General features: G+C 56.6%; 25 protein-coding genes. 5 read left to right on the forward strand and 20 right to left on the reverse strand.

Features of this window, described 5'->3' with window-relative positions:
- Nucleotide 1: 1 nt before the first annotated feature.
- On the reverse strand, nucleotides 2-625 hold the full coding sequence (locus VGE55_RS10350; RefSeq protein WP_331131595.1) for a chemoreceptor glutamine deamidase CheD: 624 nt from the start codon (nucleotides 623-625) through the stop codon (nucleotides 2-4).
- Nucleotides 622-1,614, reverse strand: coding sequence for a CheR family methyltransferase (locus VGE55_RS10355; RefSeq protein ID WP_331131596.1), 993 nt, complete (start codon nucleotides 1,612-1,614; stop codon nucleotides 622-624). Before VGE55_RS10355 ends, VGE55_RS10350 begins: the two co-directional genes overlap by 4 nt.
- Nucleotides 1,615-1,802: 188 nt before the next feature.
- On the opposite strand from VGE55_RS10355, the gene VGE55_RS10360 reads away from it, so the two are divergent.
- Together VGE55_RS10360 and VGE55_RS10365 are read left to right on the forward strand one after the other, a co-directional pair.
- On the forward strand, nucleotides 1,803-3,338 hold the full coding sequence (locus tag VGE55_RS10360; RefSeq protein WP_331131597.1) for a hybrid sensor histidine kinase/response regulator: 1,536 nt from the start codon (nucleotides 1,803-1,805) through the stop codon (nucleotides 3,336-3,338).
- Nucleotides 3,335-3,967 (forward strand): response regulator transcription factor, encoded by a 633-nt coding sequence (locus VGE55_RS10365; RefSeq protein WP_331131598.1) that lies wholly within the window; start codon nucleotides 3,335-3,337, stop codon nucleotides 3,965-3,967. The genes VGE55_RS10360 and VGE55_RS10365 overlap by 4 nt, the downstream gene beginning before the upstream one ends.
- Nucleotides 3,968-4,411: 444 nt before the next feature.
- On the opposite strand, the gene flgL is transcribed toward VGE55_RS10365, so the two are convergent.
- From flgL to flgB, 11 genes are all read right to left on the reverse strand, one after another.
- Nucleotides 4,412-5,392 carry a flagellar hook-associated protein FlgL gene (gene flgL, locus VGE55_RS10370; protein ID WP_331131599.1) on the reverse strand — a complete coding sequence of 327 codons (981 nt, stop codon included), beginning with the start codon at nucleotides 5,390-5,392 and terminating at the stop codon, nucleotides 4,412-4,414.
- A gap of 17 nt (nucleotides 5,393-5,409) precedes the next feature.
- Nucleotides 5,410-7,140, reverse strand: a complete 1,731-nt coding sequence (flgK, locus tag VGE55_RS10375; protein ID WP_331131600.1) for a flagellar hook-associated protein FlgK — start codon at nucleotides 7,138-7,140, stop codon at nucleotides 5,410-5,412.
- Nucleotides 7,141-7,170: 30 nt separating this feature from the next.
- Entirely contained in the window at nucleotides 7,171-7,578 is a 408-nt protein-coding gene (locus tag VGE55_RS10380) for a rod-binding protein (protein ID WP_331131601.1), read from the reverse strand.
- Nucleotides 7,578-8,684 (reverse strand): flagellar basal body P-ring protein FlgI, encoded by a 1,107-nt coding sequence (locus VGE55_RS10385; protein WP_414675005.1) that lies wholly within the window; start codon nucleotides 8,682-8,684, stop codon nucleotides 7,578-7,580. Before VGE55_RS10385 ends, VGE55_RS10380 begins: the two co-directional genes overlap by 1 nt.
- 66 nt (nucleotides 8,685-8,750) lie before the next feature.
- On the reverse strand, nucleotides 8,751-9,341 hold the full coding sequence (locus VGE55_RS10390; RefSeq protein WP_331131603.1) for a flagellar basal body L-ring protein FlgH: 591 nt from the start codon (nucleotides 9,339-9,341) through the stop codon (nucleotides 8,751-8,753).
- 132 nt (nucleotides 9,342-9,473) lie between these two features.
- A complete protein-coding gene (flgG, locus tag VGE55_RS10395; RefSeq protein ID WP_331131604.1) occupies nucleotides 9,474-10,256 on the reverse strand; it encodes a flagellar basal-body rod protein FlgG in 783 nt (260 codons plus the stop codon).
- 27 nt (nucleotides 10,257-10,283) lie between these two features.
- On the reverse strand, nucleotides 10,284-11,021 hold the full coding sequence (gene flgF, locus VGE55_RS10400) for a flagellar basal-body rod protein FlgF (RefSeq protein WP_331131605.1): 738 nt from the start codon (nucleotides 11,019-11,021) through the stop codon (nucleotides 10,284-10,286).
- Nucleotides 11,022-11,044: 23 nt separating this feature from the next.
- Nucleotides 11,045-12,355 (reverse strand): flagellar hook protein FlgE, encoded by a 1,311-nt coding sequence (gene flgE / locus VGE55_RS10405; protein ID WP_331131606.1) that lies wholly within the window; start codon nucleotides 12,353-12,355, stop codon nucleotides 11,045-11,047.
- A 59-nt stretch (nucleotides 12,356-12,414) separates the two neighbouring features.
- Complete coding sequence (locus VGE55_RS10410; protein ID WP_331131607.1) at nucleotides 12,415-13,083, reverse strand: flagellar hook assembly protein FlgD; 669 nt, start codon at nucleotides 13,081-13,083, stop codon at nucleotides 12,415-12,417.
- 13 nt (nucleotides 13,084-13,096) lie between these two features.
- Entirely contained in the window at nucleotides 13,097-13,519 is a 423-nt protein-coding gene (gene flgC, locus VGE55_RS10415) for a flagellar basal body rod protein FlgC (protein WP_331131608.1), read from the reverse strand.
- Nucleotides 13,520-13,538: 19 nt separating this feature from the next.
- Nucleotides 13,539-13,973 carry a flagellar basal body rod protein FlgB gene (flgB, locus tag VGE55_RS10420; protein ID WP_331131609.1) on the reverse strand — a complete coding sequence of 145 codons (435 nt, stop codon included), beginning with the start codon at nucleotides 13,971-13,973 and terminating at the stop codon, nucleotides 13,539-13,541.
- 197 nt (nucleotides 13,974-14,170) lie between these two features.
- Between flgB and flgA the strand changes: the two genes are divergently transcribed.
- The 3 genes from flgA to VGE55_RS10435 all read left to right on the forward strand — a co-directional run bounded on the left by flgA (nucleotide 14,171) and on the right by VGE55_RS10435 (nucleotide 15,894).
- Nucleotides 14,171-14,926 carry a flagellar basal body P-ring formation chaperone FlgA gene (flgA, locus tag VGE55_RS10425; protein ID WP_331131610.1) on the forward strand — a complete coding sequence of 252 codons (756 nt, stop codon included), beginning with the start codon at nucleotides 14,171-14,173 and terminating at the stop codon, nucleotides 14,924-14,926.
- 143 nt (nucleotides 14,927-15,069) lie between these two features.
- Nucleotides 15,070-15,363 carry a flagellar biosynthesis anti-sigma factor FlgM gene (gene flgM, locus VGE55_RS10430; RefSeq protein ID WP_331131611.1) on the forward strand — a complete coding sequence of 98 codons (294 nt, stop codon included), beginning with the start codon at nucleotides 15,070-15,072 and terminating at the stop codon, nucleotides 15,361-15,363.
- Nucleotides 15,364-15,381: 18 nt separating this feature from the next.
- Nucleotides 15,382-15,894 (forward strand): flagellar protein FlgN, encoded by a 513-nt coding sequence (locus tag VGE55_RS10435; RefSeq protein WP_331131612.1) that lies wholly within the window; start codon nucleotides 15,382-15,384, stop codon nucleotides 15,892-15,894.
- On the opposite strand, the gene VGE55_RS10440 is transcribed toward VGE55_RS10435, so the two are convergent.
- The 7 genes from VGE55_RS10440 to flhB all read right to left on the reverse strand — a co-directional run bounded on the left by VGE55_RS10440 (nucleotide 15,869) and on the right by flhB (nucleotide 25,132).
- The gene (locus tag VGE55_RS10440; protein WP_331131613.1) at nucleotides 15,869-16,306 is read right to left on the reverse strand and encodes a response regulator; all 438 of its coding nucleotides are present in this window, start codon (nucleotides 16,304-16,306) and stop codon (nucleotides 15,869-15,871) included. The genes VGE55_RS10435 and VGE55_RS10440 overlap by 26 nt on opposite strands.
- Before the next feature lie 6 nt (nucleotides 16,307-16,312).
- Entirely contained in the window at nucleotides 16,313-18,220 is a 1,908-nt protein-coding gene (locus VGE55_RS10445; RefSeq protein ID WP_331131614.1) for a PAS domain-containing sensor histidine kinase, read from the reverse strand.
- An 86-nt stretch (nucleotides 18,221-18,306) separates the two neighbouring features.
- Nucleotides 18,307-19,023, reverse strand: coding sequence for an RNA polymerase sigma factor FliA (locus tag VGE55_RS10450; RefSeq protein ID WP_331131615.1), 717 nt, complete (start codon nucleotides 19,021-19,023; stop codon nucleotides 18,307-18,309).
- Nucleotides 19,024-19,045: 22 nt separating this feature from the next.
- The gene (locus tag VGE55_RS10455; RefSeq protein WP_331131616.1) at nucleotides 19,046-19,807 is read right to left on the reverse strand and encodes a hypothetical protein; all 762 of its coding nucleotides are present in this window, start codon (nucleotides 19,805-19,807) and stop codon (nucleotides 19,046-19,048) included.
- A 23-nt stretch (nucleotides 19,808-19,830) separates the two neighbouring features.
- The gene (gene flhF / locus VGE55_RS10460) at nucleotides 19,831-21,204 is read right to left on the reverse strand and encodes a flagellar biosynthesis protein FlhF (protein ID WP_331131617.1); all 1,374 of its coding nucleotides are present in this window, start codon (nucleotides 21,202-21,204) and stop codon (nucleotides 19,831-19,833) included.
- Complete coding sequence (gene flhA / locus VGE55_RS10465) at nucleotides 21,201-23,309, reverse strand: flagellar biosynthesis protein FlhA (protein WP_414675006.1); 2,109 nt, start codon at nucleotides 23,307-23,309, stop codon at nucleotides 21,201-21,203. Before flhA ends, flhF begins: the two co-directional genes overlap by 4 nt.
- A gap of 692 nt (nucleotides 23,310-24,001) precedes the next feature.
- On the reverse strand, nucleotides 24,002-25,132 hold the full coding sequence (gene flhB / locus VGE55_RS10470) for a flagellar biosynthesis protein FlhB (protein WP_331131619.1): 1,131 nt from the start codon (nucleotides 25,130-25,132) through the stop codon (nucleotides 24,002-24,004).
- Nucleotides 25,133-25,154: the final 22 nt, after the last annotated feature.

Below are 25,154 nucleotides of genomic sequence, written 5' to 3' on the forward strand. Positions count from 1 at the left end.
TTTAAAAAAATATCACTTCACCGTTGACCGGATCGGATTGAATTTGATCGCGATATTGACGTTCCTGACGCAGCGCAAGTTGGTCGGCACTGGCCACACGTTCTACACGCACCGCATTGGTTCGGGTGTTAAAACGAATGCGACGGCTGTTGGTTCCACCCAGGTCAGAGGCCAATACCCGAATCTTGTCCCTGCGCAAAAACTCGATCACGAATTGCGCATTGCGGCGGCCTACATGCTGGTTTTCCAGGGTGTTGGTCATGTTGGCCCCACCGAACACTTTGGCCACCAAATGTTCGCGCTTGGCGCCCATCATGAGCAGGTCGTTGATCACCCGTTCCATGGCGTACAAACCATACCGCAGGGGTTTGGTTTGATCAGTCAAAGCGGGCGCAACACTGGGAATGTCTGGCAACATGAAGTGGTTCATGCCGCCGATTTTTCGTTGAGAGTCGTAGATGCAAGCGGCAACACAGGAGCCCAGCAATGTGACAATCTCCACAGGGTCCCAGGACACACAGTGCTCGCCGGGCATGATGACCTTGCGATCGAGCGCCACCACCGCAGCATCAGGGCTGGCTGAAGGCGCTTGTGTGCGTTCTTCCCGCACGGGCGCGGTGTTCATGCACCCACCTGAATTCGGCCTGCAGCGGGTGTAGAACCATTGCCCTTGAAGGCTTTGTCATCGTTGACGACATACACTGTTTTGCCACGCAAGGTGAAATAGTCCCGAGCCATGGCAAAGTTCTCTGAATGGCCTGCATACAACAGACCACCCGGGTTCATCAGGGGTGCAAATTTCTTCAGGATTTGCATCTGCACGTCTTTTTCAAAATAGATCATCACATTGCGGCAAAAAATGACATCAAAACCTGGGCGAATGCTCCAGCTTTGGTCCATCAGGTTGACCTTGCGAAATGTGATCATGGCTTGCAACTCGGGGCGCACACGAATAAGGCCTTCACTGTCGCCTTTGCCCTTCAGGAAATACTTGCGAAGGATGTCCTGCGGAATTTTCTCCACCTGGTCCATGCGGTACACGCCCTTTTGACCGGTCTCCAACACTTTGGTGTCGATGTCGGTGGCCAGAATGCGCACGGGTGGATTCAGGCTGTTGAAGGCTTCCATGGCTGTTATCGCCAGGGTGTAGGGCTCCTCACCGGTGGAGGCAGCGCTGCACCAGATGTCGATGCGTGATTTGCCCGACAAACTTTGCAACTGGCTTTTCAGGATGTCGAAATGGTGGGCCTCACGGTAAAACGAGGTCAGGTTGGTGGTCAGCGAATTGGTGAACTGTTCCCACTCTGGATTGCTGGGGTTGTTTTCCAGAAAATCGAGATAGGCAGAGAACCGGTTTTGATTGCAGGCCCGCAGGCGACGGGCCAGGCGACTGTACACCATGCTTTGCTTGCTGGGTGCCAGAGAAATGCCGGCAATCTTGAGGATCATGCTGCGCACCCGCGCAAAGTCCGCCTCGGTGAAGTCAAACTCTCGGCTGGCCGCCTCATCCTGTTGAAGACTTTTGCCCACTGAACTGACCACCTGACGCGCACCGGTGATGAGACTGGACCCTTGCAGGTTTTTGGGTTCAAAGCGGGGGGGCGTTTGGTTCATGCCGAGCCTTTGTAGGGAAAACTGTTCAGGATGAAAAGAACCCACCTTTTTGTGAGTTCCCGACACTTGCATGTTCCGCTAAACTGCCTTCATGACAAGCCCGGATTAACACCTTGAAAGCGGGTTTGTTTCTGCTTTGGCGAGAACCGCCCAACACGCTGAAAAGCCCATGAGAGGCCAAACCAACAATGAACGAGAACAAGGGGCTGCCACCTTCCCTGCTCAACTTGAGCGGTTTTTCCGATGACGGATTGAAGGTGTTGGTGGTGGAGGACAATGACTCGGATTTTGAGTTGATGTGCTACCGACTGAAACAGGGTGGCCTGAAATACACCGCTGTGCGTGTGGATCGGCTGGAAGAGTTGAAGCAGAAGCTTCAGCATGAAGAATGGCAGGTGGTGATTTCTGATCACAACCTGCCCGGTTTCAGCTCGGAGGAAGCCTTGCGGGTTGTGCGGGATTCTGGCTTGGATATCCCGTTCATCATTGTGTCGGGCAGTATTGGTGAGCATGTGGCCGTGGACGCCATGCGCGCCGGGGCTGATGACTATTTGATGAAAGACAAGATGGCCCGGCTGGTGCCAGCCATTGAGCGTTCGCTGCGCGCGGCCAATGAGCGGCGCAACCTGGCGGCGGCTGAAATGGCGCAGCGGGAGAGTGAACGTCGGTTTGCAGCGATTGCTGAAAACATTCCCGGCATTATTTTCCAGATGGTGTCTGGGGCCGGTAAGGCCAAGCCCACCGTGCCTTTTGTCAGCGAAGGGGTGATTCGCCTGTTTGGTGTGCCACCCCGCAATTTTCTGGAAAATCCCCATTACTTCTTTGAACAGTTCGAGCCCGACGACGCCGCCCTGCTGTTTGAGGAATTGCTGAACCCGCCCGCCAATGACGAACCATTTGGCTGGGAAGGCCGGCTAAAACAACGCAAAGGACAGGACACCCGTTGGGTGTACCTAAGTGCCGTGGCCAAACCCAAAGGCAATATGGTGTTGTGGGATGGTGTGTTGCTGGACATTTCGGACCGAAAACACGCCGAGGAACGGCTGTTGAAGGCGCAGGTGGAACTGCGGCAGGTGACCACAGAGTTTGAAAAGCGGCGCGAACAGGAACGCGGTGCCATTGCGCGGGAAATTCACGATGACATGGGTGGATCGCTCACCAAATTGAAGGCCGACGTGGCGTGGCTGAACAAGAACCTGACAGCCGATGACGCCGTGCAAGAAAAGCTGGATGACATGCTGGAGTTGATTGAGCATTTGCTGGCCAGCAGCCAGCGGATTGCCAAAGACCTGCGCCCAGGCATTCTGGATTACGGCCTGATTCCCGCACTGGACTGGTTGGTGAAGGACTTCAACAAACGGTGTCAGGTTGCAGCACACTTTCGAAGCAATGTGGAAGACCTGGATTTGCCTGGGGAGGAAAAAACCGCCCTATTCCGCATTTTGCAGGAGGCATTAACGAATATAGTGAAACACGCGCAAGCGACCAGGGTTGATGTGGAGCTGTTTGTCACCGACAATGAATTGTCCATGGAGATTCGGGACAACGGCAAGGGCATCGACAACGCCGACAAGTTGAAAGAAACATCCTTCGGTTTGAGAGGAATGCAAGAAAGGGTCGCCGCATTCGATGGTTGGGTGGATGTGAGCGGAGCGATTGGACAAGGCACCACGGTGATGGTGTCCATTCCAAAGGGACATTCAGGGGAAGAGGCAGACGAATGATCAAAGTGTTGTTGGCCGATGACCACGCCCTGCTGCGTGGCAGTTTAAAACAGTTGCTGGAGGACACTGGCTACATTCAGGTGGTGGCCCAAGCCGGGGAATACTCGGAAATCATGAAGGCCATGACGGCCAACCCAACGGTCGAGCTGGCAATTTTGGACATTTCCATGCCGGGAAAAAATGGCGTGGATGTGGTGAAAATCCTGAAAGACAAATACCCAGCCTTGAAAATCCTGATGCTGTCCATGCACCCGGAAGACCAATATGCCGTGCGTTCGCTGAAAGCAGGTGCATCGGGCTACCTGACCAAAAACACCGCGCCGGAAAAACTCGTGGATGCGATTCAAGTGATTGCTGCAGGCCGGAAATACATCACACCAGAGTTGGCGGAATCACTGGCCAGCCACCTGACAGAAGACACTGAAAAACCCTTGCACAGCACCTTAAGTGACCGGGAATTCCAGACGATCCGATTGATTGCTGCTGGCAAGAAATTGAGCGAGATTGCGGAAGAACTGTCGCTGAGCCCCAAGACGGTGAGTGTGTACCGTGCGCGAATTCTTGAAAAAATGCGCATGAAAACCAATGGTGAATTGACGCGGTATGCGTTGGAGCATGGGTTGATTTAATGCAGCGGTGCAGTGCTGTAGTGGCGGTAGTGCGCTGCCAATTGGTCGTTAGAAGCACACTGGATGCGGCACTTCGCGTTCACACCCCTTGGCGACGGCCAATCTGTGCTTCAGGGGAGGTGAACAGCGCAGGCCGCCTGCACCGAGCCCCCCGCAATACCGGTGTGCCCGGGGCCGAACAGTCAGCCCGCCCGATCGGCTTGACCCGCACAGCATTCGAACACACGGACCGAGATGTTTGAGCCACGCAGTGGCGAGTTCTCGGTCCGGTTCAGAATGCGCGGGGCAACCTTTACATTCGGGGGGCGTTCGGACCGGGCCACTGGTGTTGCTGGGGGTAATCAAAAAGCACGGGCAACCGGTGTTGCTGGGGCAGTCAAAAATCACTGGCCACCGCTTTTGCGAAGGGACAATAAACAGACAGGGGCATTCCAGCCCCCGCCTTTACTTCAAGAAGCTGAACAAGCTCAACTGCGAGGTCGATGCAAAACTCTGCTGTGAGGCCTGCAACTGCAACTGACCTTGCGACAGTTCACTGATGGCCTTGGCATAGTCCAGTCCAACCGCCTCACCAGCCACTTTCTCCTGGTCCAGCGATGCAGCCGAGTTGATTTGCTCCAGCGTCTCGGCCTCACGCAAACGCACGCCCACTTTGGTTCGCGCCAGTTGCACCTGGTCAAACACGCCATCCAGCTCGGCCCGTTGGTCATCAAACGCTTTCTTGAAAGTGTCAGCCGGCGTAGCGCCCTGCTGCCCCCCCGGGTAACCGGGGTCGCGCAGATAAGAAATGGCTTGGCGCATGATGGCAAATGCATCGTTGCCCGTGTTGGGATTGTTGAACGCGTCGTAACCGGTGATGCTCAAGTCGATGTCACGCCCAGCCGATACCTGAATGCTGCGCCCTGTCACCGCCTGCATGGCGGCCTGTGTGGGCTGCTCCAGAAAACTGCCGGTCACAGCAGGTGGATTCGGCACCTGGTACGGCGCCTGATCCTGAAATGTGCCTGAAAACAGATAATTGCCATTGGGGTCTGTCCGGTTGGCAATGCCGCGCAATTCATCCATGCGCCCTTCCAGGTCGCGGGCCAGAATTTCTCGCTCAGCCGCACTCAGCGTTGGGTTGCCAGCCTGCAACATGGACTCCTTGATGCTGCTCATCACGTCACTGGCTGAGCCCAATGCGGTGTCCATTTGGCTCAACTGGTTGTTCACATAGGTGATGTTGGACTGAAAGCTGTCCAGCGTCTTGATGGCTGACTTGGCCCCCATGGCTGTGGACATGGCCAGCGGATCGTCCGATGGTTTGAGCACACGGACACCGGTGGCCAGCTGACCTTGCAGCTTGATGAGTTCACCCTGCTGTTTGGACATTCTGTCTGCGGTGATGCTGTAATACAGGTTGGTGCTTACGCGGTTAATCGCCATGGTTCATAGACTCCAGATCAGAACATTTCCAGGATTTGCTGGAACAGCTCTTTGGCCAGGGAAATGACTTTGCCCGAGGCCTGGTATTCCTGCTGATATTTGATGAGATTGGCGGCTTCCTCGTCCATGTTGACGCCCGACAAACCATCGCGACTTTCTGTCACCTGCTTGAGAACGGTGTCCCGCGCATCGGACGACACTTGCAATTCACGCGCTTTGTTGCCAACCCGGCTCACCAGTTGATTGAAGGCATCCGACACCGACACACCCGCCGCGTTGTTGCTTTTGTAAAGCGTGCGGGAGGTTTGCAAAGCGGCAATCGAACGAATGTTGTCGTTGTTGCCCACGCTGGGGTTGGTGGCTGACGATGCAGCCACTTCATTGGGGCGCGTAATGGCTGAACTCATGTTCAGTGCGGCGTCCCGCACGGGCATCAATGTGAAGGTATCGCCTTCCTGCGGCGTGGCATTGTCCAGCTGGAACTGGACCAGCGGCGCACCCGCCGGATCGCGAATTTCGTAGTAATCCCCAGCAGGGTCGGGCACCAGTGAAGCGGCCTGGAATGCGCCAGTGGAGCCCAATTCCCGATATTGCGGCTGCCCGCCAATGATGGTCACTTCGTAATCGGCGCCGCTGATTTTGGACAAGTCCACACTCTTGAACGTGATGTTGGTGACGTTGGTGGTGCTGTTGTTCACATTGGGAACCACACGCGAAATACCGCTCAACATGGAGCCAGAGCCAAATTTGAAAAGTGGATTGCCAGCATTGCCATCCAGGTCTACACCCGCGGTCTGAATGTTGTTGATGGCCTCGCCCACGCGGGCTGCCAGCAAGCCGACCGTGTTCTGGTACTGGTTCAATTCATTGTCACGAAAACTCAAATAACCCGCCAGTGCGCCCATGCCCAGCGTGTCTGCCTTCAGTGGAATCAACGTTTGCTGACCGTTCACCGTTTGGGTGGTGCCCACCAGCAAATTCTTGGGGTCAGATGGGTCCACCTGTGTACTCACCGGGAACTGGGTGGTTTTCACCACCAGCGGTTGTCCGTTGCCCAAAAACAGGTTAACCGAGCCATCGGCCATGTTCACTCGGGTGACTTGCACCTGTTGAGACAGGTCCATGATCAGCTTGTCCCGCTGGTCCATCAAGTCATTGGGTTGGCCGCCATTGAAGGTTTGCGAACCCGCCGCCACAATGCGGTCGTTCAACTGCGCAATTTGCGCCGTGGCATCGTTGACTTGGGCCACGGTGTCCTTCACACGCAGGTTGGTGGCATTGCGCAACTCATCCAACACACTGTTCAGTCCGTTAAAACGCCCTGCCAGGGAGTCGGCTGCCGACAAAAAGTTTTGTCGGGATGGAAGGTCGGCCGGGTTGGTGGTCAGGGTTTGGGCGGCTGCAAAAAAGTTGCTCAAGGCGCCCGAAATACCGGATGAATCATCGGCAATGAGTGCATCCACACGCGAAATCTGTTCCGACTTGGCTTTAAAAAAGGCTGAGTCGGAAGTGGCTTTCTGCTCCTGGGAATTCAGAAAGTCGGAATACACCCGCTGCACCGAGGCAATGTCCACCCCTTGGCCAATGTATCCAATGTCGCTACCAAACGAGGGGCGCGCCTGCTGGATCACCAGTTGGCGGTTGTACCCCACCGTGTTGCTGTTGGCGATGTTGTTGGATGTGGTCGAAAGGCCCGAACGCGCCGCGTTCAGGCCACTGAGTGCAATGCCATAGACCGAGTTCGTCATGATGTCGAATCCTTTTCTCTCTTATACGGCTTAACGGCCCTGTTTTGGCAAAGTTGAGGCCTGCGGCTCCATTTGGGAATGCCCGCTTTGGGGTGGGACTGCGCCGCCCCCCTGCGACTTCAATTGGCGCGCAATTTCCTGTGCAAGCCCAAGGCCGCGTCCAGAGAGCTTCTGAACCAATTCCTGGTCATACATGGCCTGGTAACTTTTGGTGGCCGAGTCACTGAACAAGCCGCCTTGCGGTGTTGCATCCCGCATGCCCTTCAAGGCCATTTGCAAAAAAATGGATTCAAACTGTGTGGCCACTTTGTCAATGGCCGCGTTGTACTCCGCACTGCCCTTTTCTGCCCGGGCACCGCGCTTCAAGCCCTCCAGGCTGCGGGTGTCCAGCGACAGGGATTGTGGGTCGGCAGCGTTGTTGGACAAGGGTGCAACCATCAGATCACCTCAATTTCGGCTTTCAGGCTGCCGGCACTTTGCATGGCCTGCAGGATGGAGATCAAGTCTTGCGGTGTGGCGCCCAGGGTGTTCAAGGCCTTCACCACGTCGGACAACTGCGCAGCCCCCTTGAGCGAGATCACTTCGCCACCGGATTGCGAAATCTGGATGTCGGACTGCTGTGTGGACACGGTTTGGCCTTGCGAGAACGGCGCGGGCTGGGAAATCACGGGTGTGGAGGTGATTTTCACGGTCAAATTGCCGTGGGCCACCGCACAGTCTTCCAGGGCAACCGCCTGGTTCATGACCACCGAGCCAGTGCGGGCATTCACAATGATTTTGGCTGTACCCACCGCCTTGTCGATGCCCAGTTCCTGAATTTTTGAGAGGAAGGCCACCCGTTCATTGGGGCTGGAGGGTGCGCGGACGCGGATGATGCGACCATCCAGCGCCTGGGCCAGGTCTTGTCCCATGCCCTTGTTGATGGCTTGGGCCACCCGGGTTGCGTTGGAAAAGTCGGTGGCATTCAACTCCAGTTGAATGTTTTCGCCGAGATTAAAAGGTGTGGGCACTTCACGCTCAACAATGGCACCGTTGGGAATGCGGCCCGAGGACAAATGGTTGATTTGGGTTTTTGAACCGCCAGCCGACGCACCGGCACCGCCCACAATTAACTGACCTTGAGCCAGCGCATAAACCTGGCCATCCGGGCCTTTCAAGGGTGTGAGCAACAGCATGCCGCCGCGCAGGCTTTTCGCATTGCCAATGGACGACACGGTGATATCAATCGATTGACCAGGCTGTACAAAGGCGGGCAGGTTGGCCGTCACCATGACCGAGGCTACGTTTTTGAGCTGGATGCTGGCACCCGGTGGCAAGTTGATACCGGACTGCGCCAGCATGGCCGCAATACTTTGGGTGGTGAAGGGGGTTTGAGTGGTTTGGTCGCCGGTGCCGTCCAGACCAATCACCAGGCCATAGCCGTAAATCGGGTTGGAACGCACGCCCTGAACGCTGGTGAGGTCGCGAATGCGGGTCTGTGCCTGTGCTGCATTGCACAGGCTAAACACCGCCATCAGGCTGACAAATATCACAAACACTTTCATCAAGCGCTTGATCCACTGAAGGCTGGGGCTGAGGTAGGGCGAATTCATGAGCAGGCTCCGGGGCAATCAGAATGGGAGAACAGAGAGGAAGAAGCGAGACAGCCAGCCCATGGTGGTGGCGGCATCAATCGTGCCTTCGCCCTTGTATTCAATGCGGGCGTCGGCCACGCGGTTACTGGGCACCACATTGCCGGGCAGTATGGTGACCGGGTTCACCACACCGGTGAACTTCAGCTTTTCCACATCGCGGTTGGTACCAATCTGCTTTTCGCCCACCACGCGCAAATTGCCGTTGGGCAACACCTCGCTGACGGTGACTGTGATGGTGCCGGTCAGGGTGTTGGCGGCTTTGCTTTGGCCTTGGCCCTTGAAATCGGCAGACCCGGTTGCGGACTTGTCCACGGGATTGGTGTCGAAAATGCCGAAACCCAGGCCGGGCAATGTCAGGCTGGTGGTGTTGTTGCGGGAGGCCGAAGCCGAATTGGTTTGTTCCGAGGCCAACTGTTCCACAACCTGGATGGTGAGCGTGTCGCCCACGAAACGGGCGCGCTGGTCTTCAAACAGGGGGCGAAAGGTTTGCGGGCTGTACAAACTGCCAGTGGGTTGCGCCATGGCCACTTGCGGGGCAGGCTGTTGCACCGTTGTTTGCTGGGGCATGTCCACTTTCGGATTAAAAGTGGAACATCCCCCTAAAGTTATTGAAACTGCTGCCGTTAAACCAATCAGAAGCCGTGTAAGCATTGCTTTTTCTCCCATCTAACACACTCAGTGTGTCAGGTCAGGCAAAAATCAAAGCTGTGATAAGCGCTGTAACATCTGGTCAGATGTCGTGATTGACTTGGAATTGATCTCGTACGCACGCTGCGCCTGAATCAAACCCACCAGCTCTTCCACCACATTCACGTTGGACGTTTCCACATAACCTTGCGACAACTGGCCAGAGCCGTTGCTGCCAGCCACCACCTGAGTGGGCGCGCCTGAAGCAGCGCTTTCCTGATACAGGTTTTGGCCCATGCTGAACAAACCGGCCGGGTTCACGAAAGTGGCCAATTGCAACTGGCCCAACTGCTGGGGCGCAACCTGCCCTTGAATGGTGGCTGACACGGTGCCGTCTTGCGACACGGTGATGGTTTGCGCACCGGGGGGTACCGTCACAGGGCCCAGAATGGGATAGCCGTTGGAGGTCACCAAGGTGCCGTTGGAATCCAGCTGGAAGCTGCCATCGCGGGTGTAGCTGGTGGTGCCGTCGGGCATTTGCACCTGGAAAAAACCCTGTCCATTGATGGCAATGTCCAGGTTGTTGCTGGTTTGTTGCAAATTGCCCTGTGCAAAATTTCGCACTGTGGACACAGGCCGCACACCAGTGCCCACCTGCAGACCGGAAGGCACCTGCGTTTGCTCGGTGGTTTGCGCACCGGGTTGGCGCAGGGTTTGGTACAACAGGTCTTCAAACACCGCACGTGAGCGCTTGAAACCATTCGTGGACACGTTGGCCAGGTTGTTTGAAATCACATCCAGGTTGGTTTGCTGGGCATCCAGACCGGTTTTGGCGATCCACAAAGAACGCATCATGACAGTTTCTCCTCAGTTCGGCCCGGCTTAGTTCAAGCCGAACAGGTTGTTCGCAGCGCGGTCATTCTCTTGAGCCGAGCTGATCATCTTCATTTGGGTTTCGTACTGGCGAGCTGCGGTGATCATTTGCACCATCATGTCCACCGCATTGACATTGCTGGTTTCAATAAAGCCACCAGCCACGCGCACCGTGGGGTCGGGGTCGGCATCCTGACCGTCCTTGCGGCGAAACAGGCCATCATCACCACGCGCCAGTTGCCCTTCTTCCACATCGACCAACTTGAGTTGGCCCAAGGGCACCACACCACCCTGCCCGGTCAAGGGAATGGCGGACACGGTACCGTCGGTTTCAAAAGACAAACGGTGATCAGGCGGCACGTTGATGGGACCCGATGTACCAATCACGGGATACCCTTCCTGCGTCACCAAATTGCCGCCGGAATCCACCTGAAATGAACCATTGCGGGTGTAGGCTTCATTGCCGTTTGCAGCCGTAACCGCAAACCACCCCTTGCCCTGAATGGCCACGTCCATGTCGCGGCCGGTGGACTGGATTTGCCCGGGTGTGGTGTCGAACCCCACCGAGGTTTCCACTGCAAAACTGCGACTGCCACTGCCCTCGCCCACCACCGGCGCGCTCTGAAAAGCCATGAGCTGCTGCCGGAAGCCCGGTGTGTTGACGTTGGCCAGGTTGTTGGCAATGTTCTCTTGCCGGGCCATGGTGCCCTTGGCTGCTTGAGAAGCCAGATAAACCAGTTTGTCCATGGGTCAATCGCCTTCTGTGTCGCTTAGCGCAGGTTCGTGATGGTTTGCAGCAACGAGTCTTGCGTCTTGATGCTCTGCGAGTTGGCCTGATAGACACGCTGGGCGGAGATCATGGCCACCAGTTCAGCCGTCAAATCCACGTTGGATTCTTCCAGGGCACCGGACTGAATCAGCCCAAAACCGGAATCTTCACTCAGGGACACCAATTCAGAACCGGCCGCCTGTGTGGCCAGCCAACCATTAGAGCCCACCGGCTGAAGTGCCTCAGGGTTCTGGAATTTGTACAGGCCAATTTTTGCCACATCCACCTGTTTGCCGTTGGCATAGCTGATGGTCAGTGTTCCGTCCGTACCCACGTTAAAACCGGAGAACGGCGAGGCCGTGTAACCATCCTGGCTGAGGTTTTGAACCGAGAAGGCGCTGCCGTACTGCGTGACCTTGCTCATGTCGAAGGTGTAGCTGTTGGGTGCGGCACCCGTGGACGAAAACGGTACACCGGCTGCAGTCACAAACCGGGACAGGTCCACTGTGAAGCTCGCATTGGCAGGGGTGGACAGCTTGCCGTCCACGCCAAAGACCAGTGCACCAGCAGCGGCTTGTGCAGGGGCCACTGTGGGCGTTACGGGCGACAAGCCCACGTCCACTTGCGTGCCATCCACGGTTGCATAGGCGCTCCAGTTGTTGGGTGTGTCTTTGCGCAGGTAAATGCTCATGATGTGCGACTGGCCCAGCTCGTCATACACCGTCATGGACGTGGTGTTGTTGTACGAGTTCAGGTTGGTCGGGTCGAAGGTCACGGCAGCGGGAACGGCTGTGGCGCGCGCATCCAGGTTGAGCTCAAGGCCTGAGCCTCGGGTAGGCGATGGTGGAATGGCGGCCTGCGATACGGTGACTACACCGGACACATCGGACACACGTCCGGTTGTTGAGTCGATCGGGAAACCCTGCAATTTGTCACCCTTGGAGTTGACAATGTTGCCATCCTTGTCGACATTGAACTGACCATTGCGGGTGTACACCATTTCGCCGGCTGTGCTGGCCACTTTGAAAAAGCCATTGCCATTGATGGCCATGTCCAACGGGTTGCCGGTCACATTGATGTTGCCCTGCTTGAAACTTTGGTTCACCGACGACAGCGTGGTACCCAAACCGATGGCGGCAGAGGACCGTGCACCACTGAAGGCTCGCGCAAACACATCGGCAAACTCGGCTTCCGACCCTTTAAAACCAACGACACTGGCGTTGGACACGTTGTTGGCGATAACCTCAAGGCCACGCTGTGCTGCGTTCAAGCCACTGAGACCTTGTTGGAATGATCCACCTGCAATTGCCATGTTGAGCTCCTGATTAAACTCTGCTTACTTCGCTTGAATGACTGCGCTGTTGTTGATGCTTAAAAAATCTGCTTGATGTCCGAAAACGACAATTCCGTTCCCAGATTGGTCAGCAATTTCGACCCTTCACTGCCGGCGTTGCGCACACCCTGCACCACCGCCAAACTCAGCGTGGTCACATCGGCCTTTTGGCCAGCGGCGGTTGCCTGCACTTCAAACTTGTAGTTGCCAGCCGGCACCAGGTTGCCGTTGGCGTCCTTGCCGTCCCAATCAAACTGGTGAATGCCTTTGGCCTGTGGACCCATGTCCATGGTGCGAATCACCTTGGCATTGGAATCCAGAATATTGACCTGCACGCTGTCGGCCGACTGTTTCATTTCCAGTGAACCAGTGCCCACACCGTCTTTCATGGCAATGTCGTTGCCTTCCGTCAACACAGCGCGACCCAACATGGTCACGGCCTGGGCAGTTTGGTTGGACGCAACCGACGCGGCCATGGCCGACATGGAATCGTTCAACTTGTTGATGCCAGTCACCGTGTTCAATTGCGCCATTTGGCTGGTCACCTGCGCGTTGTCCATGGGCGCCATCGGGTCCTGGTTTTTCAGCTGCGCCACCAGCAGCGACATGAAACGTTCCTGAATGGCTTCAGGGCTGTTCTCGTTCTTTTTGGCCGTGGCGCTGGCTTTGCTGGCGGTGCCGACGGAGGAAGTTGCATCAATGGCCATGGTTCAAGGCTCCTTACTGGTTGCCCATGTTGAGGGTTTTCAACATGAGCGATTTGGCGGTGTTCATCACTTCCGCGTTGGTTTGGTAACTGCGGGAGGCAGACAACATGTCCACCATTTCTTCCACTGCATTCACATTGGGCATGTACACATAACCCTCTGCATCCGCCATGGGGTGCTTGGGGTCGTACATTTTCTTGGGTTCGGTTTTGTCGGTGATGATGTCTTTCACGCGCACATCGTCAGCCAATGCCGCTTTGCCGGGCGCGGCTTTTTGCAGCACGGCTTCAAACACCACCTTGCGGGACTGGTAGACCTGGTCAGGGCTGGACGACGCTGTGTCGACGTTGGCCAGGTTGGAGGCCACGGTGTTTAAGCGCTGGGTTTGGGCCTGCATGGCACTGCCGGCGAGTTTGAATGCATCGAACATGGACATGGTGCTGTTCTCCTAAGCCTTACTGGTTGCCCGAGCCCATGGCCTGCTTCAAGGTCGAGATTCGACCATTGATGCTGCGCAGGGCGGCTTCGTATTTCACGGTGTTTTCGGCAAATGCGGCGCGTTCGCGTTCAATGTCCACCGTGTTGCCATCCACAGCTGGGTTGTTGCCTCGGCGGAACTGCAACATGGCTTGGGTGGACATGGCTTGACCGTTGCCGGCCATGTGGCCTTTGTGGGTCACTGCCAAGGTGGGTGAAGACAAGGCAGACGCCTGGCCAGAAGCGGTGTCGCCAGTGGCAGCACGCAAGGCCTCATTGAACTTCATGTCCACGGCCTTGTAATTGGGCGTGTCCACGTTGGTGATGTTGGAAGTCAGAATTTCCTGGCGGCGAGCGCGCAGTTTGAGCGCCTCGGCAGAGAACTGCATCGTGTCAGCAAGTTTGTCCAGCATCTGAAAAATCCTTTTCTCCACAGGGGGATGAATGGATTATTCCTGCGCTGCTGTCCAATCAAACACACAATAAAGGGGAAATTACCCGCTCTATTCAATGGGCATGGGCGAGCCTTGCCCACCTACGATGCATGGACGGATCGATTTGTTGATCAACCTGTTTATCTCATTTAACGGCCGCTTGACCGAAAACTTGAATGAAAAGTGAAACACAACCGAGACAACTGACCACAGGCTGGGCCCACCGCAGCATCATGCTGGCGGCTGCCTTGGTGTTGTCTGTCGGGTTGGCTCATCCGCAGACTGTCCAGGCCGGGAACCGCGCTGCAAGCCAATCCCGCTGGGTGACGGTGGACCAGTTGAATACCCTGATTGACCCGGCCAGTGTGCCGGCTGGCAGTCAGATTGACGTGAGCCTGGTGAAACAGGACCCCCGACTTGGAGGGGTGGACTGCCCCTCGCCCCTGTTGGCCAACACCACCGGCAACCGCCTCTGGGGACGTACATTTTTGCGGGTCCAATGTCTGGGCACCGACACCCCCGGTTTTTTTGTGGGCGTAGACGTGAAGGTGTATGCGCCGGTGTTGGTCATGAAAAATGCCGTGGCCTCGGGTCAGGACGTGACCAGCAATGATGTCGAATTCAAAACCCTGGACATTGCCCAACTGGGCACAGGCTGGGTGGCCGATTTGTCGCATTTGAACCAAAAGACAGCCGCCCGTGCCTTGTGGCCGGGTGCCATCTTGAAGCCGGACCTGCTCAAAGGGCAACCCATGGTGAAAAGCGGAGACACGGTGAAAGTGCTGATTCAAGGGCCCGGTTTTTCGATCGGTGGCTCTGCAGTGGCCATGGATTCTGCCGAACAGGGTCAGACGGTCAAAATCAAAACTCCGCAAGGAAAAGTGCTTCAGGGCATTGCTGTAGAGCCCCTCCAAGTGGAGGTTACCCTTTGATGGACTTGTGCAAGACACGTGAGACGGGTGAGCCGATGCAAAATAATGGGCATTCCGTCGATATTTCGTTAAAGTTAGGGCGGGTGTGACCGTTAAACAGTCATGGAAAGCAACCTTAGGCTCTGCCTGAAGCGGAGGATGACATGAGCATAAAGATCAACGGAAAATTCGAGCCGGGCTCGGTGGACAAACTGACGAAACCTCAGGGTGGAAGCAAGGCCAGCAAGACAGACAGCGTCGAGAGCAGCACCAGCGAAAGCGCCGTGACCAAGCTGTCCGGACAGTTTGACGGCATCAAAGGTGCTGAAGCGCCCTTCGATGCAAAACGTGTGGCTGAGATTCAGCAAGCCATCCGTGAAGGCAAGTTTGAAGTCAATGCCGAGGCTGTCGCATCCAAAGTGATTGAAAGTGCCCGCGAGTTGCTGGGCCAAAAGTAAAACCGCGAGGAATACACCATGTCACACACAGAACAGGCCATCAACCTCTACCGAAACCTGGCGCAGGAATGCGACATTGCCATGGCCTTGGTGGATGTATTGCTGGAAGAGCAGGCCTGTCTGGTGAAACTGGAAACCGCGCGTTTGGGTGAGCTGGCGCTTCAAAAAGAAAGCATGATGCTGGAACTTGAAAAGCGCTACCTGAACAACATTCAGATTGCCCAAAGCCTGGGTTACGAACCCACGCTGGACGGTATGGCTTACTGGGTGGACGACCTGGCGGGTGATGAACGCCGCTTGCAGGGCACCTACGCCACACTGCGCGAAACCCTGCAACAGGCCCACCGCTTAAACACCACCAACGGTGAACTGGTGGCCGAGCAACTGGCTGGCTTGCAAGAGCGCATTTCCATCCTGACTGCCGCCGCCGTGGCTGACCAGCAACCTGGATCGGCCAATACCTACGGTCCCACAGGGTCGCTGAACAGCCTGTCCGGCTCGGGGCTCACGCCCCGCGCGGTAATTCGTTGATCGTCATCCAATACGACACCAGCGCAGAAATGCGCGTCAGGTACTGGTCAAACTGAACGGGTTTGACCGCAAAGCTGTTGACACCCAACTCGTAGGCCCGCCGAACATCGCTGATTTCCCGAGAGGATGACAACACCACAATCGGCATGGTGTTGAACACGTCCTGTGCCCGCAGAAATTTCAACACCTCCAGACCATCAAGCTTGGGCAGTTTCAAGTCCAGCAACAGCAACTTGGGCAGATCGGGCGTGCCGTCCTCACCGGGCTGGCTCATCAACTGTTTGAAATAGTCGATGGCCCGTTCGCCGTCTTCCAACAAGACTGTTGAAGAACTCGCCGAGGTTTTCCGCACCACACGCAACGCCAAATCCGCGTCGTTGGAATTGTCATCCACCAACACCACATCTGCCATGGCTTTTTAATCCTTTTTGTCGATATTGCCAGCATCATCTGGCAAGGTAAATTCAAACCGGGCACCCTTGCCCACCTCGCCCAGTGCGCGAATTTCGCCACCGTGGCGTTCAATAATCCGTTTCACAATGGCCAGGCCCACACCGGTGCCATCAAAGTCCTTTTTGTGGTGCAAACGTTCAAACACATTGAACAGTTTGTCCGCGTATTTCATGTCGAAACCAGCCCCGTTGTCCTGCACGCTGAAGCGGTAAAACTTCGGCAGTTTCTCGCAAGCAATGGTCACTTTGGGCGCATCGGTTCGGGCCGAGAATTTCAGCGCATTGTCGATGAGATTCATCCAAACCTGCTTGAGCAACACCGGGTCAGCATGCACATTCGGCAAACTGGACACCTCGAGTGTGGCCCGACGTTTGGCATCCAGTTGATCGATGATTTGCTCGATCAATTGTTGCTGATTGACCTCGACCAGGGCCACATCCGTGCGCAACAGGCGGGAAAAGTCCAGCAAGCCGTCAATCAACCCGCCCATTTGGCGGGCGTTGTTGCTGATTCGGTCCAGCAAATGTTGCGCATCGTCGGGCAATTGGTCTTTGAAGTCTTCCCGAAGGATGCTGGAAAAACCGTCGATGGCGCGCAGCGGTGCCCGCAGGTCATGCGAGACAGTGTAAGTGAAGGCTTCCAGCTCGGAATTGCTGCGTTTCAGCTCCGCCGTACGGGCCTCAATGCGCTGTTCCAGTGTGGCGTTCAAAGTCTGCAAATCATCTTCAAACACACGCCGCTCAACGCACAAACCCAAGACGCGCACGGCTGTCAAAACCCGCAACACGTCATCGTGAAACACCTTGGGGGTGCCACGTTGGGCAACCATGACCCAATATTCTGGCTGGTTGGGCTCGACTGCTTTGCGTATGGCCACCCAGATGCAACTCACACCCACACGGCTCGTCCAGGCGGGGTCGAAATAGCACTCGGGCTTCATTTGACCCAGCCACACAAGGCCTTGCTGATCATGGCCTTCCAGTGGTGAACAATAGGCCTCCGGGTTGTTCCAGAAGGCCAGGCCCTTGTCCAAGGGCAAATGCAATTCAGAACTGGTGCCGCGAATATGCCACTTGGGTACCTGCGAATTGTCCCGGTAACCCAGCAACACCTCAGTGTGCGCTGTCAGGCAATGTTTCAAGCCCTTGGCATACGATGCTGCCAACTCAGGCACTGGCGCCGACAGCAAAACCCCCTGCAGCAGTGAGCGTTGCAGCGACAACATTTGTTCATTCAATTTCTTCTGGGTCAGGTCGGCTGACACACCCATGTAACCGGCAAAGTCGCCTTGCCCGGAAAAACTGGGGCGACCGGTGGACTCGAATATGAGCCGAGCCCTGTTGGCCGGCCAGTACTCAAACAGCACCCGGTCAAACGGTTGGTGATTGTCCAGCAACGCCCGGAAACTGTCCCAGTTGTAACGCGGGTCGATGCACTTCAGCCCATCCACCTCCCAACGTGCCAAACCCCGAAAAGGCAAATCTTCGGTCAGCTCGGCATTGGCCTGCTCGCGGCCTCGATAAATGATTCGGGTAATGGCATGGCTGGGGTCTTGTTGCCAATACCAATCACCCGACAATTCCATGAGTTTGCGCAACTGGCGTTCGGACTGCATGACCTGGTTCAAGGCCTCAAACAAGGTGGACAGCAATTTTCGGCCCATGAACAGGGCACTGAATACACCCAGAATACTGGTGACGAGAACCATGAACTGCCAACTGGATGCCCGACTGGTGTCTGCAGACATATAAACCGCAGCCAGGGCGACTGGGCCGACGGCACACACAATGACGATCAGGAGTGCGCGGTAAACACGGGCTCGGGATTGCTCAATGCTGCCGGGTTTACCAACAGAGGGTGGGCTTGCGGCCATGGGCAAGTCAAATGAAGTCGACGGTGTGGTTAGTCTACGCGAGCCGCGCCGCTTTTGGCGAGTGGGGTTTCGCCGAATTCAGGGCATCAGTGGTCTTTGAGCTTGGTCCGAAGACGGCTCACCGCCTGGGTGTGCAATTGGCACACACGGGACTCGGTCACGCCCAACACAGCCGCAATTTCACGGAAGTTCAGTTCCTGCTCGTAGTACAGTCCCATGAGCATTTTTTCGCGCTCGGGCAGTTCTTCAATGGCCTTGATCAAAGTCGAGCGGAAACGCTGGTCACCCAACATTTCAAGCGGGTTGGCTTCTTCGTCACCGTCCATTTGACGGTCCAGATAGCCTTCGCCATCACCGTCTTCGGCGTAGTCATCGTAGTACACCAACTGGGCACCGCGTGAGTCAAAGAGCATCTCTTGATACTCGGTAAGGCTCACACCGAGTGTTTCGGCAATTTCAGCCTCAGTGGCCGATCGGCCCAGCTTCTGCTCGGTCTTGATGGTGGCATTGTCGATTTTGCGTTGCGCCTGGCGCACACCACGCGGCATCCAGTCGGCCTGGCGAAGCTCATCCAGCATGGCACCACGAATGCGCTGGCTGGCATAGGTTTCAAACTGGGCGCCCTGCCCTTCTTCAAAACGGGAAATGGCGTCCATCAAGCCAATCAGACCGGCCTGAATGAGGTCATCAATCTGCACAGACGCCGGCAACTTGGCGATCAAATGGTGCGCCAGCCGACGGACCAGCGGAATGTACTGGTCAATTTGCTGCGATTTGTCGAGTGTGCCTTGCGCTGTGTACATGGAGGGTGTGCTTCCTGTCTTGTTATTCGGCCAGGGCGTGCTCTTCGAGGGCACACACCAGTTTGGCCGCTCGCCGTCCTGCGGTCATCATCTCTCGGCCCATCATACTCAAGGGTTGACCCAAGGCCAAGGCCGGCAAATGACCGGCGTACTGCAGTGGCTGGCTCAAAAACCCTGAGGTGCTTTCCAACAGGTTGGCAAACACGTGATCGGCTTCATCCGTCCCTTTCACTCCCGCAACAATAACACGGTGGTGAATGTTTTGATCTACCCCGCATGTATTGCGAATGGCTTGAAACACCCGTGTGACCGAGTTCGCCGTGGGTTGAACCACCCAATACCAGTCGTCTGCAGGTGCAAATTTGGCAGCCAGCTTCCAGGACTCGTAAGGCAACGTTGCAAAATGCCGGTCACAGGTGACGGGCAAGCGGTGCAGGCGGCTCAGCAAGACCTCGGCTTGGTCGATATTTTGGGCCAGGGCCGACAAACCGTGCATGGCAGGCGAAAGGTACTGACCATCGGCGAGCTCAACCACCTGGTCTTCCAGGTTCAATCGACCCTTGAAAAATTCAATCACGTCCAACCGGCGGTCTGCAGGCAGCAGTTGCCGCAAGCCCGCAACCGATGCGTCAAACACCAGTGCATTCAATTGCAGTCGGGCATGCCGCTCCAAAATGAAACGGGCCAGGCAGGCTGCATAGTCAAAACCCATGTCACCCAGAATCGGTGTGATGACCGGGCGGGCTTGACCCAACAACTTTCGCAATGTGGTGGCTTGATCCATAAGACTCAGTCTAGCGAAAGGGCTTACAAACCAGTCGTGGAGACTTGGGCCATTTTCCACTTCAATTCTTCGTCAGACGAACTGAAGGCCTGACTGGCACGGTTCTTTAGGGCACGGTGCACCAGCACGCGGGAATCGGCCAGGAACAGATCCTCGGGTACGCGCTGTCCGGTTGCAATGTAGTGCAGGCGCAGCTTGTGGCGCATCACCACATCCAGCACGCCGCCCAGTTTGATGGCTTCGTCGAGTTTGGACACGATGGCCCCATCCAGACCCGTGCTTTTGTAATGGCGAACCACATCGTCCAGCGTTTCGGTTTGACTGGTGGCATTCAGCAGCAGAACCCGCTTCACGTGGCTGTCGGTCAAAATCTTGGTGTGCTCGGCCACGCGGCTGTCGCGCTGTCCCATGCCCACGGTGTCAATCAAAATGAGGCGCTTGCGCTGCATGGTGGAGCGCAGTTGCTGCAAGTCCGCATGGTTTTGTGCGGTGTACACCTGCACACCCAGAATTTTTCCGTAAATGCGCAGTTGGTCTTGCGCACCCACCCGGTAGCTGTCGGTGGTGATCAAGCCCAGCGAATCGGCACCATACTTCACCACACACCGTGCAGCCAGCTTGGCCGTGGTGGTGGTTTTGCCCACACCCGTGGGGCCCACCAGGGCATAGGTGCCGCCGGTTTCCACCATGTCGTTTTGGGCATTGACCACTGCCAGGTTTTTCTTCAATACATTCTGCACCCAATCCATGGCCTGGGCTTCTGTCAGGCCGCCGGGCAATTTGTCCACCACGGTGCGGGCAAACAAGGGCGAAAAACCGGCATTGCTGAGGTGGTTCCACAGCTCGGCTTTCAAGGGGTTTTTCTCCAGTGAATCCCGCCAGGCGATCATGTTCATCTGGTCTTTCAGCAACTGGCGCATTTGCTTGATTTCTTCCAGCACCGCCGCCTGCTCGTTGACCATGGCTTGACTGGCCGCTTGAGACCGACGACGACCCACTTCAGACACCATGTCATCGTTGTCAAAGCGCTGCTCGGGTGCCATGGATGGGGCGTTGTTCGACAACAAGCTGCTGCGCTGAGCAGCCACCTGCTGGGCAATTTTGTCGGCGCGGGCCGAAGGCTCAGCCACCGCACTGTTCACGGGCTGCTGTGCTTGGTATTGGGCCCGCTCACTGCGTGTCCAGGACGTGGGGCTAACAATCTGAGCTTGTGGCTTTTCGGGTTGTTTGTCCTGTTGCATGGCCACATCATCCAGGTCTTGAGAAGCAGCGGCCAACACCTCTGTCCCTGCGGCCGTTCGCTTGGTGGACAGGATGATGGCGTCCTCGCCCAGTTCAGCCCGAAGTTTCTGCAGGGCTTCCCGTGTGGTGGGGGCGGTGAATTTTTTCAGCTTCATGCTTTGGCTCCTACGACCTGCGCGACGCGGATGGAACGATTTTCAGGGATTTCACTGTGCGACAGCACCTTCAAATTGGGTGCTGCACGCTTTAAAAGACGGGACATCGACAGGCGAAGCACATCGGGCACCAGCAACACTGGGCTCTGCCCCAGTTGCTCCTGACGTCCAGCGGCCTCGGCGGTCTGGCGTGCCAGTGTTTCCGCCAGATTGGGGTCGATGCCCACGTGGTCATTGCCCGCAGTGGTGTGGGCCTGGCTGATCATCTGCTCCAGACGGGGCTCCATGACCAGCACATTCAATTCATCGGATGGCCCTGCAAGGCCTTGCACAATGGCACGGCCCAAGGCGATGCGCACTGCAGCGGTCAGCTCCAAGGGGTTTTTGGTGCGGTTGCCGTATTCCAGCAAGGTTTCAAAAATGGTGCGAAGGTCGCGAATGTGAACCGACTCATCCAGCAAGTTTTGCAGCACCTTCTGAATGACGGCCACGTCCAGCAATTTGGGGGTGAGGTCTTCCACCACCTTGGGCGCGGTCTTGGCGAAATGGTCCAGCAACTGCTGGGTTTCGGTGCGGCCCAGCAACTGGGCAGACGCTGTTTGCAGAATGTGGCTCAGGTGGGTGGCCACCACGGTGGACGCATCCACCACGGTGTAGCCTGCTGCGGTGGCTTTGTCTTTTTGGTCTTCGGCAATCCAAACGGCTGGCAAACCGAAGGCAGGGTCTTTGGTTTGCGGGCCAGGCAACTGCATGGTCACACGGCCCGGGTTAATGGCCAAAAACTGGTTGGGGAACACTTCGCCTTCGCCCATGCAAACGCCCTTCAACAGGATGCGGTACACGGAGGGGCGCAGTTCCAGGTTGTCGCGCAGGTGAACGGCCGGTGGCAAAAAGCCCACTTCCTGTGCAAACTTTTTGCGGATGGCTTTAATGCGCTTGAGCAAATCGCCATCCTGCTTGTTGTCCACCAGGCTGATCAGGCGATAACCCACTTCCAAGGCCACGGTGTCCACAGGCACCAGGTCGTCCCAGGTGGCTTCCTGGGCTTCGGTGGTGGCTGCCTTGATTTTTTCTTTTTCAGCATCTGAGGCCTGCTTGGCGGGCTCTGCCTTTTTGGCCGCCATGCGGTAGGCCAAGTAACCAAAGCCTGCCGACAAGGTGAGGAACGCAAAGTTGGGCATACCGGGGATCATGCCCATCAAGGCCAGAATGCCGGAAGTGATGGCAATCGCCTGGGGCGACTTCATCAGCTGGCCCGCCATTTGCGAACCAATGTCCTGCCCCTGCCCCACGCGGGCCACCACCATGCCGGCGGCAATGGAGATGATGAGTGCAGGAATTTGGGCAACCAAGCCATCGCCGATGGCCAGCATCACGTAGTTTTTGCCCGCAGCCGCGAAGCTGAGGTCGTGCTGCGCCACACCCACGGCAAAGCCGCCGATGATGTTGATGGCCAAAATCAACATACCAGCCACGGCATCACCACGCACAAACTTGGAAGCACCGTCCATGGAGCCGAAGAACTCCGCTTCCTGGGTGACTTCCTGACGGCGTTTTTTGGCTTCGTCTTCGGCAATCAGGCCTGCATTCAGGTCGGCATCAATCGCCATCTGTTTGCCAGGCATGGCGTCCAAGGTAAAGCGGGCAGACACTTCCGCAATGCGGCCTGCACCTTTGGTGATCACCACAAAGTTGATGATCATCAAAATCACAAACACCACCAGACCAACCGCCAGGTTGCCGCCAATCAAAAAGTGGGCAAATGCCTCAATCACCTTGCCCGCTGCGTCGGGGCCCTCATGGCCATGCATCAGCACCACGCGGGTAGACGCCACGTTCAGGCTAAGGCGCATCAGTGTGGTGACCAACAGAATGGTGGGAAAAGCCGCAAAGTCCAGCGGGCGGGTGGTGTAGAGGCTGGCGACCAGCACCATGAGGCTGAGCGCGATGTTGAATGAAAACAGCAGATCGAGCACCACTGGAGGCAGCGGCAGCATCATCATGAACAGAATCATCAGAATGAACAGCGGCGCGCCCAAGGTCTTGGCTTTGTCGCCAGAGAAACCCTGTTTGAGGAATTCAAGATTGAATGCGGGAGTGGCCACAGTTCTGCGCATCTGATGTTGTTAACGGCTCCATTATGGAAAACTTGAGGGGAGGACCAAGCGGGGAATTGAGGCCGAAAAGGTGTCCAATTGCAACGTGAGATGCCTTGGGTTGGTGAAGCCCCTTCGCAACGCCGGTAGCCCGGTCTGTTTTACAGCCCCCCAGCAATGCCGGTAGCCCGTGCCCATTGTTAGCCCCCAGCAACACCGGTAGCCCGGTCCAAACGCCCCCCGAAAGGCAAAGGTTGCCCCGCGCATTCAGAACCGGACCGATAACTCGCCACTGCGTGGCTCAAACATCTCGGTCCGGGTGTTCGAATGCTGTGCGGGTCAAACCGATCGGGGGGCTGACTGTTCGGCGCCAGGCAAGCCGGTATTGCTTGGGGCTTGGCACCGAGCGTCTTGGTAGCACCGGTTTGACGGCCTGCGCGGTTCACCTCCCCTGCAGCGACAGTCAGGGCCATTGGCCCGAGCGTGCCAAACAGGCGCGGTGGGCCAAGCTCAACGAGTGGGCCCAGAGGTCGATCCCGACTCGCTTTTTGGAGGGGCGACCTCAGCGATCGTGAGGCTCAGCGAGGGAAACACCAATGGACCGTCGCAAAGGGCGAGGTAATTGCGCAGTGGCGCTATTCAAACAAGCTCAAAGAGTGGGGTTGACGTGCTGATAGCCGGAGAGAGCGCAAATACCGGTTTTACTCACTCACCCCAGGATCCAAACCCGCCGGGATGTCCGCCGAATCGGGCACCTGAAGCAAATGCGCCCTGCCCTCGGCCAAGGCATACACATAGGCCAGCAACTTGGCCACCGCCGTGTACAGGCTGGCGGGTATTTCCTGTTCCAGCTCCACGTTGGCATACAGCGCACGCGCCAAGGGCGGTGCTTCCACCAAAGGCACTTTGGCTTCCTGGGCCACCTCACGTATGCGCAGGGCCAGGGGGCCGATGCCTTTGGCCAAGACACGCGGCGCGCCATTGCCCTGCTTGTCGTATTTCAAGGCCACCGAGTAGTGGGTTGGGTTGGTGACAATCACATCCGCTTTGGGCACCAAGGCCATCATCCGCTTTCGTGCAGCCTCTCGTTGCATTTGCTTGATGCGCCCTTTCAAGTGCGGATCACCTTCAGATTCCTTGGCTTCACGCTTGAGCTCTTCCAGGTTCATGCGCAAACCTTTGTAGTACTTCCACAACTGGTAAGGCACATCCAGCGCCACAATGCCCATGTACACACTGGCCAGGATCAGGGAGTCCTTGACGGCAATGCGGGCTGTTTCGGCCATCGCATGTTCGAGCGGCATGGCCGACAATTGCGCAAACTCGGGCATGTCAGCCTTGATGAGCAAATAGCCCACACCGCCCAATACCAAGGCTTTCAACACCGCCTTGAGCAATTCCACCAGCCCATTGCTGGAAAAAATATTCTTCAACCCACTGATCGGGTTGAGCTTGGACAGCTTGGGTTCCAAGGGTTTGGTTGACCAGTTCAGTCCGCCCACCGCCAAATTGGCCACAATCGCCGACACAAACACGGCCAAAAACAGGGGCAGCAAAATCACCAAGCTGTCCTGCATCATGCCAATCCATTTCAGCCCCATGGCTTTGGGGTCAAAGGCCTGTGCTCGATCCAGGGTGAGGCCTGCACGCAACAGTTTTTCGCTCTGGCTTAACAGGTCTGTACCCAACGAGTACAGCAAGGCCACGCCCACCAGCAACACAACGCCACCACCCAAATCCCGAGACCTGGGCACATTGCCTTCTTCGCGCGCCTTGCGAATCTTTTGCTCTGAGGCGGCTAATTCCTTTTCCTGGTCGCTTTCTTCAGCCACCGCGGCTCCCCTTTCTGCTGTA

Origin of the sequence: Limnobacter sp., assembly GCF_036405155.1 — a bacterium.
Classification (GTDB): domain Bacteria; phylum Pseudomonadota; class Gammaproteobacteria; order Burkholderiales; family Burkholderiaceae_B; genus Limnobacter.